General features: G+C 38.3%; 13 protein-coding genes. 4 read left to right on the top strand and 9 right to left on the bottom strand.

What is annotated here, in order from left to right:
- Window positions 1-34: 34 nt before the first annotated feature.
- A complete protein-coding gene (locus tag G3567_RS10350; RefSeq protein ID WP_164005257.1) occupies window positions 35-1,177 on the bottom strand; it encodes a hypothetical protein in 1,143 nt (380 codons plus the stop codon).
- A gap of 426 nt (window positions 1,178-1,603) precedes the next feature.
- Here G3567_RS10350 and G3567_RS10345 point away from each other — a divergent pair, with 426 nt between their 5' ends.
- On the top strand, window positions 1,604-2,203 hold the full coding sequence (locus tag G3567_RS10345; protein WP_164005256.1) for a porin family protein: 600 nt from the start codon (window positions 1,604-1,606) through the stop codon (window positions 2,201-2,203).
- A 71-nt stretch (window positions 2,204-2,274) separates the two neighbouring features.
- On the opposite strand, the gene greA is transcribed toward G3567_RS10345, so the two are convergent.
- Entirely contained in the window at window positions 2,275-2,751 is a 477-nt protein-coding gene (gene greA / locus G3567_RS10340) for a transcription elongation factor GreA (RefSeq protein WP_164005255.1), read from the bottom strand.
- 109 nt (window positions 2,752-2,860) lie between these two features.
- On the opposite strand from greA, the gene G3567_RS10335 reads away from it, so the two are divergent.
- Window positions 2,861-3,286 (top strand): Rieske (2Fe-2S) protein, encoded by a 426-nt coding sequence (locus tag G3567_RS10335; RefSeq protein ID WP_164005254.1) that lies wholly within the window; start codon window positions 2,861-2,863, stop codon window positions 3,284-3,286.
- On the opposite strand, the gene G3567_RS10330 is transcribed toward G3567_RS10335, so the two are convergent.
- The 5 genes from G3567_RS10330 to G3567_RS10310 form a co-directional block, all read right to left on the bottom strand.
- A complete protein-coding gene (locus G3567_RS10330) occupies window positions 3,279-4,247 on the bottom strand; it encodes an ABC transporter ATP-binding protein (RefSeq protein ID WP_164005253.1) in 969 nt (322 codons plus the stop codon). The genes G3567_RS10335 and G3567_RS10330 overlap by 8 nt on opposite strands.
- Window positions 4,248-4,333: 86 nt before the next feature.
- Window positions 4,334-6,928: a T9SS-dependent M36 family metallopeptidase gene (locus tag G3567_RS10325; RefSeq protein ID WP_164005252.1), complete on the bottom strand. Its 2,595-nt coding sequence runs from the start codon at window positions 6,926-6,928 to the stop codon at window positions 4,334-4,336.
- 131 nt (window positions 6,929-7,059) lie between these two features.
- The gene (locus G3567_RS10320; RefSeq protein ID WP_164005251.1) at window positions 7,060-7,644 is read right to left on the bottom strand and encodes a DUF3332 domain-containing protein; all 585 of its coding nucleotides are present in this window, start codon (window positions 7,642-7,644) and stop codon (window positions 7,060-7,062) included.
- A gap of 78 nt (window positions 7,645-7,722) precedes the next feature.
- A complete protein-coding gene (locus tag G3567_RS10315) occupies window positions 7,723-8,988 on the bottom strand; it encodes a BaiN/RdsA family NAD(P)/FAD-dependent oxidoreductase (protein WP_164005250.1) in 1,266 nt (421 codons plus the stop codon).
- Between the two features lie 38 nt (window positions 8,989-9,026).
- Window positions 9,027-9,602 (bottom strand): N-acetylmuramoyl-L-alanine amidase family protein, encoded by a 576-nt coding sequence (locus G3567_RS10310; protein ID WP_235923563.1) that lies wholly within the window; start codon window positions 9,600-9,602, stop codon window positions 9,027-9,029.
- 553 nt (window positions 9,603-10,155) lie between these two features.
- Between G3567_RS10310 and G3567_RS10305 the strand changes: the two genes are divergently transcribed.
- Window positions 10,156-12,267, top strand: a complete 2,112-nt coding sequence (locus tag G3567_RS10305; protein WP_164005248.1) for an ATP-binding protein — start codon at window positions 10,156-10,158, stop codon at window positions 12,265-12,267.
- Window positions 12,260-12,589: an Hpt domain-containing protein gene (locus G3567_RS10300; protein ID WP_164005247.1), complete on the top strand. Its 330-nt coding sequence runs from the start codon at window positions 12,260-12,262 to the stop codon at window positions 12,587-12,589. Before G3567_RS10305 ends, G3567_RS10300 begins: the two co-directional genes overlap by 8 nt.
- A gap of 404 nt (window positions 12,590-12,993) precedes the next feature.
- Here G3567_RS10300 and G3567_RS10295 read toward each other — a convergent pair whose 3' ends face one another.
- On the bottom strand, window positions 12,994-14,511 hold the full coding sequence (locus tag G3567_RS10295) for a hypothetical protein (RefSeq protein WP_164005246.1): 1,518 nt from the start codon (window positions 14,509-14,511) through the stop codon (window positions 12,994-12,996).
- Entirely contained in the window at window positions 14,511-16,403 is a 1,893-nt protein-coding gene (locus G3567_RS10290; RefSeq protein WP_164005245.1) for a glycosyltransferase family 2 protein, read from the bottom strand. The genes G3567_RS10295 and G3567_RS10290 overlap by 1 nt, the downstream gene beginning before the upstream one ends.

Genomic DNA, 16,403 nt, shown 5'->3' with positions numbered 1-16,403 from the left:
AGCTCAAATTAGATTCACCCAATCTTGCCAAACACTATCTAAAATTGATGACATAACTTATACCGGTCTGTAAATCGGGAGTATTATTAACCCGCCAGTCCTGCTGCAGATATACTCTGAAACTGTTGTTTTCGGTAAAGGCATAAAAAAGAGTCCAGTAATTGTTATTGAGATACAACTGGGTGACGCTATGATGCCAGGAACGTTCTGCCTGTTCGTTTCTAAACAAAATACTGTAATCATATTCAGAAGGAGGATGGTATGCGGATTGAACGTAAAAATCCAGCCCAATACTGTGGGTTTGCTGTTTTGAATTGATGAGGTTATAGGTAAAAACGCTTTCCAGATTTAAAAAGCCCGGTCGTGTGGCAAATTCTATGTTGCTGTCCGAAAAGGATGCTGACTTCAAATGGAGGTAACCCAAATTGAGTCCAAGCTGAAAATAGGTCCTGTCACCCACTGCGATTTGCTTGAAGGCATTGGCTGAAATACCCAGGTCTATAGATTTATTGTAAGGGGACGTATTGACTCCCGAATGCAACCCGATGTTGAAGTGGACTTCGTTAGGCAGCAGGTTTTCGAAATAGTGATAGAAATCAACCTTCACACCTCCAAAAAAACCTTCATTCTGACCGATCAGCATCTGCCTTCCCTGCCGGTCCGTATAGTTGATTTCTGCCTCGTTGAGTCCAAAGTCTCTTCGTTGAAAAGGGTCTTCCCCTCCGGCGATATTCGAGTGAAAGCTTTCAATAAAGTCATCTCCCGTGAGTCCTGCAAAAGGAAAACGCCCACGGGTTAAAAGAAAAGAGCGCAGTTCGATTTGCAGAGCGTTCCTTGAATTTAAAGGGACGTACATTTGAGCTTTTAAACCTTTAATGACGCCGTCGTAGGCGATTTTGAAATTTTCGGTATTGGATTGAAAATGTTCATCATGCCTGTCCACGAAAAATTCTCTCCTGTGCCATTCGTAAGGGGTTACCGTGTTTTTAATAGCCTCTGTTCCGGGAATATAATTTTCTACAGGCTGCCCCCATACATTCCCGCTCAGATAATCGAATTGAAGACTTAAGTTTTGATCGGGCCTGCTTTTGAAATGCCCTTCCAGTCGGCCAATAAAAATCCCAAAGACATGCGCTGAAAGTATAGATGGTTTTTGAACTGATTTATTCAATTTCAATGTATCCTGAGCTTGAAACTCGTAAAAAGAGAAGCAAAATATAAAGATTGATACCCAAACGTATTTTAGCATGTTAAACAATGTGTTATCAATGAAAAAAGAAAATCTTTATTTCTTTTTTTCAGACACTAAAAATAGAATTTATCTTATAATCACAAACAATGTTGAAATAATTTCACATGCTCATTAAGGAAAAACTTTTTCAGGTTATCTCATTTATAACTTAAAATGAATACTAATTGAGAAACATTTATGCAAAAGGCGCAATTATGATGTCATGAAGAGCTTAAAAACGAATAAAAATAGAATTTTTGTTGCTTATATTGTACATTTCCCTGAAAAAGGAAGACCTAAAAAATTTAAATCTTACTCGAGTTTAAATAAATCAATCTAGTTTACTGGTCTTTCTTCACTTTAAATTCTATTATGAAATCTGTATCTTTTATTATTGTGTTGATTTTTTTGATGACTTTATCAGCCAATGCCCAAAAGTGTAATTGTAAAGACACAACTACTGAAAGTAACATCTCTGTTTTTGGCGGTTTAAGTATTGTTGATGACGGTTTTATTACAAGAGATTATAATCCATTGAAAATCAACGAACGCTGGCAATATGGATTTGTAGCTGGCTTAGAATATTCAATAACAAAAAGATTTTCACTACAACTAGCCTATTCTGTAAATGTTTTCAAAAAAGATAAAATTATCAGTAGTGGTCGACTAGACAGGGATATAGACTATACGTCCTTGAACTTGCATGCGCTTTACTTTTTCCCAGATCTTTTAAAAATATCCCTCTTGGATCCCTATTTAATATCTGGAATCGGTATAACCACTATTGATGAAGTAGAAAGAACAACGTTGAATCTTGGTGCAGGTATAAGAATTTGGATAAGTAAATTTATTTCAAACAATCGAATTTCAGATAATAAATTAGCCTTAGACATTAAAACGGTTGGGCATCATAATTTGTCACCGAGAGGTGGTCAATTACAACATACCGTAGGAATTATTTATCGATTCTAAATGAAATTTACTGAATGCTTTTTGTTTTTTAGAGTGATGTTTCAATCGTAATAATTTAAACCAGAAGCCTATTAATCTCTTGAGACTTCAAGAATTTCAAACGTAATTTTTCCGTTAGGCACTTCAATTTCTGCGGTATCCCCGGCTTTTTTACCAAGAAGACCTTTTCCAATTGGGGAATCCACAGAAATTTTTCCCGTTTTCAAATCAGCTTCGCTTTGCGCCACCAGTTTGTAAGTCATTTCCTGGTTCATCTTCGTATTTTTCAATCTCACCTTACTATGAATTAAGACTTTGGAGGTATCCAGTTGTGACTCATCTATGACTCTGGCATTGGCAACCACTTCTTCCAGCTTGGAAATACGCATTTCCAGCATGCCCTGTGCTTCTTTGGCAGCATCATATTCAGCGTTTTCACTTAAATCACCTTTATCTCTGGCATCTGCAATATCCTGCGAAGCTTTAGGTCGCTCTACGTCTCTCAACTGATCTAATTCTGCTCTAAGCTTTTTTAATCCCTCTTCTGTATAATAAGATACTTTACTCATAATCCTGTCGTTTACATATAACAAAAAAAGAATCCCGCTGGTTTCGAGATTCTATAAAGCAAATATAATATTTTTGTAGCTGTAAAGTCATTAACATCTAAAATTTAATATGAAAGCCATTTTTTTTCTTATCGGTCTATCTTTCTTAATTGGCTGTGAAACCGATGAGAACCTGAGGAGGAATCCTAATTTACTCAACATCAATGTGAATTATGAGGTCAACTTAAGCCTTCCACAGTTTAACAATCTCAACTTTACAGGGAATTCGGTTTACATTCCAGAGCAGGGGAATCTGGGTCTCATTATCGTAAATTCCGGCAGCAGCTTTCTGGCCTGGGATGCGGCAGATCCTAACCTGATTCCAATGGAGTGTTCCAGGCTTATGATAGATGGACTTAATGCCGAATCTAACTGCGATAACTCACCTCATAGTTACAGTCTGATTACCGGACAAGCTTTGACAGAAAACTTAAGGTATCCACTGTTTGCCTACCGGGTAACCGAAAGTGGCGGAGTACTCCGGATTTTCAATTAAGCCGTTTCCTTATTTTTTCTGAAGCCAATCCAAAAGAAACTTCACTTCCTGGCTTGTGATCCTTTTTAGAAATTGCAAAAATCGATCTGGACTTATGGTGTATTTCCACAAGATAATGAGCGCCTTTAAAATAACTTGATTTAATGATGCCTTTGAATTTGGAATGTTCTTCAATATCAATTTCATGGGGATAAACCAATACCTTCTCCTGCTGGGCATCCAGTCCGAATTCTGTTGTTTCTAAACTATTGACATCTCCAAAAAGCGAAGCGCAATAGACATTTTTAGGCTGCTTATACACCTGAGAAGTCGGCCTAAAGTCTATGGACTTACCACCCTTTAAAATCATCGTATAATCTGAAAATGGCAGGACGTCTTCTGCATCATGCGTGGCAAACACACAGGTGATTTTTTCCTTTTTAAGAAATTGAAACAGACGGCGTCTTAGCCTGTGTTTCAAAAACTGATCGATATGGCTAAAGGGCTCATCCAGTAAGATTAGTTGCGGTGGTTTAGCCAAAGCCTGAGCTATCGCCACCCTTTGTTTCTGACCTCCGCTTAAGGTTTTTACCTTTTGGTCTTTCACTCCTTCCAGATCAAATAAGGCGATGAGTTCATCGCTCCGTTTCTTGTTTTGATCTGGAGTTTCTCTCGACAAAAACTTCTGAATATTCTCTTCTGAAGTGGTGAAAGGCATCAAATCAAATTCCTGAGATAAGTGTTTGAATTTAGGGAACCCAGGGATAAGATGAAATGCCGGTCCCTGGATTTCTTCACCATTCCAGTGAATGGAACCTTTTTGTAAATCATAGAGTCCGAACAAAGCCTTGATGAGTGTGCTTTTTCCACAGCCACTTTCCCCGATTAAAGCCAAATGATCTCCTTGCTTCAGTTCAAAACTGATATCTGAAATGCCCGTGTCTTTTCTATGAAAATAAGCGATATGATTGACCTTGAGCATAAGTTTGTGTTTTAAAACAAAGGTAGCTAAATCAAAAAGACCGAAATCAGATGATTTCGGTCCGGATTCTCAGAGGATTCTTTTTTTTACTGAACGATTAATTTTTTAGTGTAGGTTTTGTTTTCAGACGCTACCACTACGATATACATTCCGGAAGTTAGACCCTGAGTGTTTACCCTTTGGTTGTAATCTGAAACTTTAGAAATGACCAGTCTTCCGTTCATATCATAAATATCAACTTTAGCATTTGACAAGTCTGTGTTTACCAAATGCAGTTTAAAGCTTTCTTTAGCAGGATTTGGAGAGATTCCAAACTTATCAAATTCAAAGCTATCATTGGATAAAGAACAGTTTAAAATATCACTTGGAGGCATATTAAAAGCTTCTTCCTGATCTTCTCTATTATCTGTATCTCCTTGCTTCGCACTCCAGCCAAGACCGCGTTTCGCGAATACTTCCCAGATCAAACATTGATTTGCGCCTGAATTGGCAAATTCATCAGCTTCCAGTATGGCATCCCGTCCATCGATAAAACCAGGACTACAGGCTTGTAGCTTCATCCCGTCTATAACCAGTTGCATAGCGATGTTATTTCCTCCTGTTCCCGTATAGAGATTGGAGTCGAATCCATAGCGCTCTATAAGTGCCCAGTTCAAATCCCATAACATGGTCGCCCACACAAAACCGATTCCATGAGGTTCGCTTAACTCAAGATTATTGGTCAAAGCATAAGTCGCAGGATTGATAGATGAATCTGTAGAGTATTGAAAAGGCCTAATCCCCCTGCCATCAACAGGCTGAGACGTGGCAAAAGTACCAATACCTCGCCCCTGCGTTGCCAAATCACCTTCAGAAATAGTCATCATAAGACCCACCCAGTCACTCCAGCCTTCACCCATTTGTTCTTTGTTTCCCAAACAGTCGGCTGCAGAAGGACCTCCTGTTAAACGGTTGGATATCCCATGAGCGTATTCATGCGCAATAATGCCATTGTCGAAATCACCATCAACCTCGTAAGGTCCTTTATTTTCTAATGCCCCTGTTACACTTTCTTCATTTTGAAGAGCCTGGATGATGGCTTCTCCATTTGCCTGACTCACCATAATAGAAGGGATGGTAATGCCTGTGTCTTCACCACCCATTATGATTGGGTCTCCCGCTGTGTTATTGACCATTATAACAGCCAGTGCGCCCGCGGCCTGGGCTTTTTCAATTTTACTTACAAAGGTGCAGTTCCCTCTTTTGATGATAACAATTTTTTGATCCAATTCGGCAGCATTGGTTAAATCTTCGCAGGCATCTAAGAGCTCGAGGCTAAGTTCGCTATCCAGAGCCAGAGCAAATTCAGCACTTATTTTTTTAGTGGGAAGTTTAGCACCAAATGCCGCAGCAACTCCGTCGTAGCTTCCCGCCAGGGTTTCCGGGGCTCCGATGGTTAAAGGCTCCTCCAAAGGACCTGAAGGCGACCACAAAAACATCTGCATACGGGGACGCGCTCCATCTGGAGGTGTTCCAAAATTTGCGTTATTTAATCCATCACCATCCTGAGCTTCTGCCCTTACATAATCATCGCCTAAACCGCTTCCGGTATAATTGATTTGCTGAAAATTTCCAGACCGCTCATCAAATCCATAGTGAGCCCACATATCATGTACTATATTATTCCAGTAGAACAAATTAGTGATGGCTGCATCTAAATTAAATGCTGGCGGCTGATTGAGATCTAAAGCATGATCAAAATTCAATGTGGCACCACCATCAGGCGAATAGCCTGCTATATTGGCACTGGCTCTATCCTCGTAGGCATAGACATTATTACCTCTTGTGATTGTAAATTCAGCACCTTCAACAGCGTCGGTATCATGCCAGCCAAAAGGAGAAAAATCGGGATCTGCCGGATTTGTAACCTGTTGCCTTGGCCCATGATTCGGCGATTCCACAGGATAAGGAAACACATTGTAAGTGGGGCCTTCCACAACCGATGAAACCTGCTCAGGTTTGCGTTTTGAAGCAGATAAGGGTCCAGACGTTCTACCCAGCAAGGAAGAATGATCGAATTCACAATGAACAATCCAGTCGTTTTTTTCTAGTATTTGACCATTCTGAGCGTCTACTCTCATACTCCACCAGTGAGACCCATCAGGAAGGTGAATCGATAAATCCCAAGCTAATTTCAGACTCTCCTGATCTGCCTTGTAAAAGACAAGCTTCATTGGAATTGGATCCATAGAAATTCCTGAATTCGAAAAAACCAGATCGTTTTCAGAGTTGGCTTTTATGACAGAAACCCGTGTGGGTGTAGCAATGCCAAGTTGAGTAGCGGCAGCTTGTAAAACTTCCTCTGGAGTCAATGTTGAATTCTGAGTGGTAATTTTAGAAGCCAGGTTAGTTACAAAATCGTAGTTGGCATAGCGGACTTCATCTCTAAAAACCGCAAAGTTACCTATAGCATTAAAGACAGGAATCCCACGATAGGTCTGCTGAATATAGATGTGATTCAGCTTTGTGCTTTGAGAAAAATGCTCAGAATTGAGTTTCAGACCTGAAAAATCATCGGAAGAAATCTTTTTCATTGCTTGTTCCTGCTCCACGTAAGCTTTTATCAGTTTGATTTCTGTTTGTGCATGTATGGATGAAAAGGACACAAACGCCAACAGACACAGAAGTAATTTTGATTTCATATGTTAAAGTAAAATTTTAAGCAACATACCTAAAAAATTATTTAAAAATAAACTAACATGTGTTAATTTTCTTTAATGAAAAAACCACCTGGTTTCAGGTGGTTTACTATTTTAAATATGTAACAAGCGTTTTAGTTTGCTTTTGCCCACATAGACGCTTCATAATCTGCTACTTTACCTTGTAAAATAGCCATATTTTGTGCTTTTGATGCTGCCGGATCCAGTTGGATAACATCACCTTCTGGCGTATACACCATATAAAATCCATCTTTCATGGAGGCAAGTTTGATGAATTCTCCGTTTTCATCCAAAGCATTCCAGGTTTTGTTTTCCGGAGTATATACCATTTCTAGAGTTTGACCTTTGTTTTCACCAGAGAGAATTTCAATGTTAAAATGATTTTTTGTAGCTGTCATTTTCACATCTTTACCGTCTATTGTGGCATATTGAGTTTCTGTTTCACCTTCTGCCATGGCTATAGGATTGTTTCCGGTCCAAAATTCCAAGACATTAAAAAACAAAACATCACCTGTCATAAAAAGTCCATAAACCGGAACAATGTTTAAGGCCCAAAAAACTAAGTTATCCATGAACTTACTGCTTGTTAACCCGTCATTCCAGTCTCTTAACGAATTAAAGGCACTGAACGACCCCAGGCAACTCGTGCTTAATAAGGTCATTGACAATGCGCCGCAAATAAATATTTTCTTTTTCATTATGTTAGGTTTTTAAATTAGAATTATCAATTTAACAGAAATAAGAGTGATAGCTATAGACTAAACAGAAGTTTAACATTACAAAGACTTACTCAAGTGCTTTGCACAAATGTAGGCCCCTGTCCAGGCATTTTGAAAATTGAATCCCCCCGTCACGGCATCAATATCTAAAACCTCCCCAACAAAATACAGGTTATCATGAAGTTTACTGCCGAAGGTTTTAAAATCGATTTCCCTAAGATCTACCCCCCCTGAAGTGACGAATTCATCTTTGAAGGTGCTCTTCCCATTGACGTGAAACTCTCCGGCACAAATTTCTACCGCTAACGCATGAATTTGTGTTTTACTGATGTTCGACCAGTTCAGGTGCGAATCAATAGCGACATGATCCAAAAGGCTCTGCCATAAGCGTTTGGGCAAAGCTTCTATTGGGTTTGAGTATATCAACTGTTTAGGATGCGCTGTTTTCAAGGTTTCCATCAGAGACTGAAGAGATTCCACATGATGATGGGGAAGCCAGTTTACCCGCATTTGAAACTGATGATTCAGCTCATGAAAAACACGGGCTCCCCAGGCCGAAAGCTTTAAGATGCAGGGACCGCTCAACCCCCAGTGCGTGATCAAAATCGGGCCGGAAGAATGCAGACTTTTAAGCTTCTGCTTAGACACCCCTCTGTCTTTGGTTGTAAACACTTGCACTTCAGCTTCCAGGCTGATTCCTGAAAGACCTTCTATGCGCTTGTCTTTTACGTTGAAAGTAAATAATGACGGGACCGGTTCTATAACCCGGTGTCCAAGTGACTGAATAAGACGCCATAATTTCGGACTACTGCCGGAAGCGAAAATTAAGGTTTTAGCAAAAACATGAACTTCGTTACCCTTGAGCTCCCAGGAAAAGTCTTGGCCTTCCCGCTTATAAATCTCATCAACTCCTGCTTTGATTCTGACCTCAACGCCCACTCTACTGGCCTCAGCTTCAAAGCAATCGATGATGGTTTGTGAGGAATCTGAAACCGGGAATACACGCTGGTCGTTTTCAACTTTAAGCTCAACGCCGCGTTCTTCCAGCCAGGCAAACATGTCACCCGTCATAAATTGATGAAAGGGACCCAAAAGCTCTTTGTGTCCCCGAGGATAATTTTTAGCTAAAGCCATGGGGTCAAATTCGGCATGAGTAACATTGCAACGTCCACCACCAGAAATTTTAACTTTGCTTAACACCTGCTTGCTCTTTTCGAGGATAAGGACATTTACTTCGGAATTAAATGCTGCAAGATTAATGCCTGCAAAGAAACCTGCTGCTCCTCCACCAATAATAACCACCTCTCTTTCTAATACTTTCATAAGGCAAAAGTAATGGAATACAGGCTTTTGTTAGTCGATTAATCTAAAGAAGAAACGATTTGTTTAGCAATGAATTTTTGTCCAAATTCAGAATTGAGGTATTTCATATCTTCAGCATTGGATAAAAAGCCAAGCTCGATGCTTACTGCCGGACAATCCAGATTTTTTAAAAGGAAAAAGTTCGCTGACCTTAAGGCCGAAGTTTTAAAATCTTTACGCTTGAACGATTCCAGGATTTTGGTCCCAAAATAGGAAGACTTTACCGTGAAATCATTCTCAGCAACAAAAACTTCGACGCCATTGCGTTCTCTGTTCTCAGAATAATTGGCGTGAAGAGAAATCACTAAATCCGGAGAAAGCGCTTTTATTTTGGAGACTCTATCCTCAAGGGACATGAATTTATCTTCGGTTCTCAAAAGGATCACTTCGATATTATTATCATTACAAAGCGCTTTGAGCTGAGAAGAAACATCAGCCACAATTTGCTTCTCTAAAACCGAATCACTTTGTGCACCAGAATCCATGCCGCCATGACCAGCGTCAACAACCACTTTAATTTTAGTCTTATTTGGATTTGTAGGGTCTGCAGCTGCAAAATTGAATCCTACACACATTATGAACAAAAAGCAAAACAATCTCATACACACATACTTATTATAATTTCTAATGTAGTAATTAATTTTTAAAATTAAGGTTTTTTTATGAAGAAAATATTTTAGTATCCGGTTTAAATCTGCAAACTCAATCCCTGATCATAAACTTACTGCTGGTTTTCTCATCAAGACAAAAGCGAACTATTCATTATTTTGAAGACAGAAAAATAGATTTGTTTAGAATCATCCACTTGCTTGCAAAGCACCATTCCCTCTGCTGAATAAAAGGCTGGTATTCAAATTAAATTCAAAAAAGGCCAGTGGAAAACAAGGCATTTTAAAATTGAACGTATTTATTTAAGGAAGCAACCTAAATGAAAGCCGGGCATTAATTGTAAACCGGGGTCCTCTATAACTAAACCGAAACTCTAATTTCACCTGTATTAATCTAAAGACCAATAGCTTAACCCACTTAAAATCTTCAACATATTTTTTAATTCCCTCTGCTTGTAAACTATTTTTTTCTATATTTAATCGATTTTTTTGAAGTCAAGAAATACTGGTATTTTAAACTATGAATTTATTCCCGAAAGCTCCGCTTCCCTCCAATGAAGTTGATCGTCTTAAAGCCCTGAGGAGTTACAACATCCTTGAATCTGGTCAGGAAAAGAATTTGGATGAACTGGCAAAACTTGCAAGCTATATTTGCGGAACACCTATTGGTCTTATCAATTTTATAGATGAAGAGCGACAGTATGAGAAATCTGCTGTGGGTATGCCAAGAGGTTCTCGACCTCGAGAAGACAGCGTTTGTCAATATACTATACTTCAGGATGATATTTTAGAGATACAAAATCTTGCAAAAAACGACATCTTCAAGTTTAATCCGTTAATTAGAGAAGATCCTAATTTCCGTTTTTATGCCGGGATGCCATTAAGTACAGCAGAAGGATATCATGTGGGTGCTTTATGCGTTATTGATACAAAGCCTGGCAAATTGAATGCTGAGCAAAAAAAAGCCCTGAGAACCATCGCCAAACAGGTGATGACTCAGCTGGAAATGAGAAAGTTGAATACCAACTTAAAAAGAGAAGTGGAACATTTGCTTGGGGAGCGATTTCAGGAGACAAAAGATAAGTTAACCAGTAAAGAACTCGAAGCCAATTTACTTCAGAAATCGATAGACAAGGCAAATGCTACCATCAAATTTGATTTAAACGGCAAAATTTTGTCTGCAAATAAACTTTTTTGTAAGATGATGGGCTATCAGCCAAAAGAGCTGATTGGGCAGGACCACAGTCTCCTAATTTCAAAGGATGAGTTGAAAGAAACCCACGAGAAATACTGGGAAAAATTGCGTCAAGGGGTTTACCACCGGGGAAAATTCATTAGAATCACAAAAAATGGCAATAAGAAATGGATTGAAGCCAATTACAACCCCATATTTGATGAGCAGGGCAAGCTGGTAAGTATTTTAAATATATCCCATGATATCACCAATGAGGTGCAATATCAGAAAGACCTGGAAAAATCGAAACTCGTAGCAGAAAAAGCCCTGGAGGCTAACGATAAGTTCCTGTCCAATATGAGCCATGAAATCCGAACGCCCTTAAATGCCATCATCGGATTTTCAGATATCCTTAAAAATGAAAAGCTCAACGATGCCCAAACCGATCATGTCAACACCATTTTACAGGCAGGCAAAAACCTGCTAAGTATTGTAAACGACATACTCGACTTATCAAAGATTGAATCCTGTGAATTTGCATTGGAAAATAACCCGTTTAGTCCGGCTCATGTCATAAAATCTGTGGAGAAAATGCTTCGGGAGAAAGCTGAAGAGAAAAATATTCTTTTGGAAAGTAATATAGATAAAAAGATACCCAAAATGCTTTCAGGAGACGAATTTCGCCTAAGTCAAATCATCATCAATCTGGTGAGTAATGCTATAAAATTTACGTCTGAAGGTTTTGTAAAAATTTCTGCCTCTGCAAAACTACTGGATGAGGAGAATTGCACCTTAAACATACGCGTACAGGATAGTGGTATAGGTATTCCTAAACAGAAACAAAAAATGATTTATGAACGCTTTACCCAGGCAGACACGGATACGACACGTAAGTACGGTGGCACAGGCCTGGGTCTTAATATCGTAAAATTACTGACAGAAAATTTCAAAGGAGATTTGAGCATAAAAAGCAAATTGGGTGAAGGTTCCCTCTTTTCAGTTTCTATTCCTTTTAAAATAGAACACGAATTAGAAGACGATAAGCAAGAAGTAAATCAGAAACAAGAGTTTCTTGCGGGCAGAATATTAATGTTTGAAGACAACTTACTGAATCAGAAACTGGGACAGAAAATCCTTACTGACTTAGGTCATGAATTAACCATTGTTTCCAATGGAGAAGAAGGCGTGGAATGGTTAAAGCATAACGAGGCAGATTTGATTTTAATGGATTTGCAAATGCCCAAAATGGATGGTTATCAGGCCACTTCTGTCATCCGAAAAGACTTAGAGTTAGACCTCCCTATCATTGCGATGACTGCCCATTCTTTAGGCCAGGAAAAGACCAAATGCATCCAGCATGGTATGTCAGATTATCTGTCAAAGCCTTTCAAACCCGAAGACCTGAACCGTAAGATTCAAGCGGCACTCTCTGGCATAAAAAAATCAGAAAGTGTATAACCTTAAACAACTGGAATCCATCGCATCCGGCGATAAAGAATTCGTGAGGGAAATGCTAGACATATTCATAAAGGTAACACCAGAAGATTTAGCAAAAATTCAGGATGCTATCGACGCTAAAAATTACGAATCCATCTCTAAACTCAGCCATAAATTAGTGTCAAGTTATAATCTCATTAATTATAAAAATGTGTTTCTAATTAAAAAACTGGAGGAGATGGGCAAAAATTCAGAACCTATCGAAACTATAACACCGGTTTTTGAAAGGTTGAATTCTGAAACCAGAAATATAATTCATGACATGAATAAAGACCTTCCCTGATTGTTTCAATTTCAGCTTTTATTCAAACAAGTAGTAAATTTTACGCTTAGGACAAGCTCCTTTAGAGTATATCTGAGAAGGTACAGCCTTCATCTATCCTCCCGGCATCAAGGGGTTTAGAACATCAGCCTATAGGGGCTGAACTACTTCATTTTGAACCATGCCTGTTAGAACACGAAATCCAAAGCCTGGAAATTCCAAAGCGACCACAGATATTCTTTTAGTTCCTAAGCCTTAGTTTTTTATAAATGCAAACCAAGATATCCAGCATCACTAGGCTTAAGCCAAGCCTAGTGATGCTGGATATCTTTTGCTGTTTTTTAATTTGAATTAAATCTATATTTAATCGCTAATTTTTGAAAGGGTTTGAATTTTAAACCTAAACCCAACAAATTGTCCTCCAGTCACTTAAGTTTAAGCAATCGAAATTCAGAATTCGTATACACCGGATACAGCACCAGTTTATTTTTCTCGATCAAGGGTTTCATTTGATCATTTCTATAATAACCTATATCAGCATTACTTAGTAATATGAAGTCGGCGTAGAGTTTTGGAGCCTGTAATGCATTTTCATAATCTTTACTAAACTGATCTATATACTCTGTGCTTTTACGAGTTAAGGCCATCGTAGGATAAAATATTTTATTATCTGCCAGTATAACTTCATCTTCTTTGATTTCAGAACTAATATAATTTGCCATATCCTCATGAGCGCTTATTCTTTGAACGTCATCACTTTCAGAAAAAGAAAATAGTCGGGCTTCCTGACTGTGCTCGGTATTTTTGAAATAATAAAACTCACCAAGGATCGTAATCAAAAATACAAGCGTCGTGACCATGTGAAGCGCTTTACTTTTCTTGAACAGAGGTAATAACTGGGTTTGAAAAAGATGGACCATGGCGGCCATTCCTGAAGCTGTTATGATGATTAGTACAGGTAAGAACAAAGGCTCTCCAGGATTTGAATTTTTCAAATAAATCAGCCAGATCGGAACCAAGAGCAGGGTCATTTGAAATAATAGTCTTTTTCTGCCTAAAAACGAAGCCGCAAGAAATAACGGGGAAAGACAAAGTCCCATTCTGAGCAGATACCCCATAGAATTATCCATAAAATCGGAAGTGAATATTCTACTCTGATTCCATTGATGTGTATCGGACTGGTCGAAGAACATCAAATTTCCTGTAAACCAATAATTAAAAAAAAGATAGAAGATCAAGCTGGTTAAGGGGATAAAAATGATGACCAGGAATGTAGAAAAAGAACGCGCTAAAAGTTCTTTAGCAGAGGTATACTCTTGTGAAATTTGCGAAAAAACACCGATATAGGTTTTATCAATTCCTGAATAGTTAAACAGCGATATTAATAATATGAGTGGCATCATAAATAACATGATCCATAAAAAGGAATAATCAAGAAAGACAAATAGGCCAAGACAAAGTCCAAGTAAGACAAAATTATAAATCGTAAACTGTCTAAGGTATCTGAATATTAAATGGAAAAACAGAAAGTAAAGTATAAAATAAAGATATAATGATGATCCAGAAGTAGACAGGTAGACAACAAGGGGGCTGCATAAAAAATATATACTGATCAAAACCGAAGCAAATCTCAAGTGAAGATTAAAGGTCTTCACCACTAAATAGGAAGCAAGAAAGGCCATAGAAATTCCTGAAGTGATCACAGGTGCATTGAGGGTACCTAAAATGCTCGCAGGCATGGCTAGAACCTGAGCTATCAAGGGATAAATAAAAAAAAATAATTCAAGGGTCTTTTCATCATTTGTAAATAGCAATTGCAGCTTGTCACTTATAAAGTAAGCTTCCAGGTGCCAGTAGCCCTGAGCGATCACATAGTGACTGAGACCTATATAATATACAGAGTAAATGAGCCCAACAATACCGATGGAAAACGATGCTCTCATTAAATTTTAGATTTATCAGCTTTGGTCAAACCATGATTGGTTTTTTCCCAATAGAAGGGTTTAGATATTAATTGAAATAAGCCCTTGTAGGCTGAAATGGAATGCATGATCCAGTAGACCGGATTGGCAATCGCATATAAGATCAGATTGTAAGATTTTCTTCGAAATACAGCAATCATATTGACGAAAATCATCAGTAAGTTACCGGCCAGAAAATTGAAAATCGAGACTATTATTAACCAGTCCGGAAAGATCAATTTAATAAAATTGATCAGATCTTGATTTACAGAGCCCAACAAATCAACCCCTATTTCTAATTTTAAAAACAGGTAAAAGAGAAAAGTAAACAATAGTATGGGATAAATTAAAAAGGTGAAAATCGTGCCTCCAATAAAAAATTGAAAACCAAAAAACCCATTCCAGCCGACTTCTTTATAGAGTTTAGCGGGGTTGCGCATATGCACCAAGTAAGTTTGCATATATCCCTTGATCCATCTGGAACGCTGACGTATCCAGTTGTAAAATTCATTATTGGCTTCCTCGTAAGTCGTAGAATCAAGTACACTCACTTTATATCCCTTGGCATAAGCACGTATCCCTAAATCAGCATCTTCGGTAACATTGAATCCATCCCAGCCTCCCAATTCGATCAGTTTATCAAACTTAAAATGATTACTGGTCCCTCCTAAGGGTATGGGAATATCTAGACCATCTAGTCCCGGAAGCATATAGTCGAACCAATAAGAATATTCAAGAGTAAACATTCTGGTGAGAAAATTTTCTGTCTTATTGAAGTAATTTAAAGCACATTGTATGACAATATATTCCTCAGGAAGCTTATGGAATAAAGCATTCACCAATTTTAACTGATCACTATCAGGAATATCTTCTGCATCATAAATAGCAAGATATTTCCCTTTGCTGAAGTACAGTCCGTAATTACAGGCTTTAGGTTTGGTTTTAGGCTGGGCATAAGGAACTATAACGGGATCAAAAATACAGGGATCTTTCAGGTTTTTGACTGCATCAAATGTGACAGGGTCATCAGATTCTATGAGCAGCTTGACATCCAGTTTCTCTTTGGGATAATCGATATTCTTGAGATTTGACGCTAACTTATATATAACCTCAGATTCTTTAAAAACGGGCAACTGTAATGTATAATAGGGCAGTTCACTATCAAGATAATTTCCTAATTCAGACTTTGATACTTTTTGCAGATTTTCCGATTTTGCCCCAACAATCGTCAACATAAATTTGAAACCTATGGAGATAAAGAAAAACAAATTGATCAGAAGGCTTACAGTGATGATGCTAATCACAGGAAAAATCAATAAGAGAATCAGAAAGATCAATCCTAAAACACAAAGCACTATGATCTGTTTTGAGGTAAAGGTCTCCAGTGCTGAACTTTTGGAATCTCTGTTGTAAAGATCAAAAACAGCTTTTTGCAACAGGCTTTCACCATAGGTGAGATGTAGAGCTTTAACAATATCCAGATCTTCGGCAAAATGCACATGACTTGCCCGAAGTGAAAAGCGTTCCCTGAATTTGGAAATGCTAATATCATCAGAAGGATCGGCAGATACCAATTCGATCTCCCCACTCTCGCTTTGGAGAGGATAAAGATTATGATCCAGCAGAAAATCTAAATCAGCTTTACTGACTTCCCTGTTTAGTTTTGTCAGATTAGCGTAATCAAACTGATAGAAGCTTATACCCTTCTTAAGTAATAAATTTTTGTAGTCCAGGCGGGAAAGGAAAGCATAGTTCAGAGCCGTCTTCAGGAAGGATTTATCCATGGTCTTCCTCATCTTTTCAATTTCTTCGCAGACCTCTAGGGGGAGTAATCCAGACTTTAAGAATAAATCATTCCTATAAATTTTAAGCAT

The sequence above is a fragment of the Psychroflexus aurantiacus genome (genome assembly GCF_010820555.1).
GTDB lineage: Bacteria > Bacteroidota > Bacteroidia > Flavobacteriales > Flavobacteriaceae > Psychroflexus > Psychroflexus aurantiacus.
Note: the sequence above shows the minus strand (reverse complement) of the source record. Positions and strands in the feature narration are given on the sequence as shown.

Coding starts and splice junctions, on each gene's coding strand:
- G3567_RS10345 (WP_164005256.1), top strand. CDS start 1,604: ATGAAATCTGTATCTTTTATTATTGTGTTGATTTTTTTGATGACTTTA.
- greA (WP_164005255.1), bottom strand. CDS start 2,751: ATGAGTAAAGTATCTTATTATACAGAAGAGGGATTAAAAAAGCTTAGA.
- G3567_RS10335 (WP_164005254.1), top strand. CDS start 2,861: ATGAAAGCCATTTTTTTTCTTATCGGTCTATCTTTCTTAATTGGCTGT.
- G3567_RS10330 (WP_164005253.1), bottom strand. CDS start 4,247: ATGCTCAAGGTCAATCATATCGCTTATTTTCATAGAAAAGACACGGGC.
- G3567_RS10325 (WP_164005252.1), bottom strand. CDS start 6,928: ATGAAATCAAAATTACTTCTGTGTCTGTTGGCGTTTGTGTCCTTTTCA.
- G3567_RS10320 (WP_164005251.1), bottom strand. CDS start 7,644: ATGAAAAAGAAAATATTTATTTGCGGCGCATTGTCAATGACCTTATTA.
- G3567_RS10315 (WP_164005250.1), bottom strand. CDS start 8,988: ATGAAAGTATTAGAAAGAGAGGTGGTTATTATTGGTGGAGGAGCAGCA.
- G3567_RS10310 (WP_235923563.1), bottom strand. CDS start 9,602: ATGTGTGTAGGATTCAATTTTGCAGCTGCAGACCCTACAAATCCAAAT.
- G3567_RS10305 (WP_164005248.1), top strand. CDS start 10,156: ATGAATTTATTCCCGAAAGCTCCGCTTCCCTCCAATGAAGTTGATCGT.
- G3567_RS10295 (WP_164005246.1), bottom strand. CDS start 14,511: ATGAGAGCATCGTTTTCCATCGGTATTGTTGGGCTCATTTACTCTGTA.
- G3567_RS10290 (WP_164005245.1), bottom strand. CDS start 16,403: ATGCTTAAAATTTATAGGAATGATTTATTCTTAAAGTCTGGATTACTC.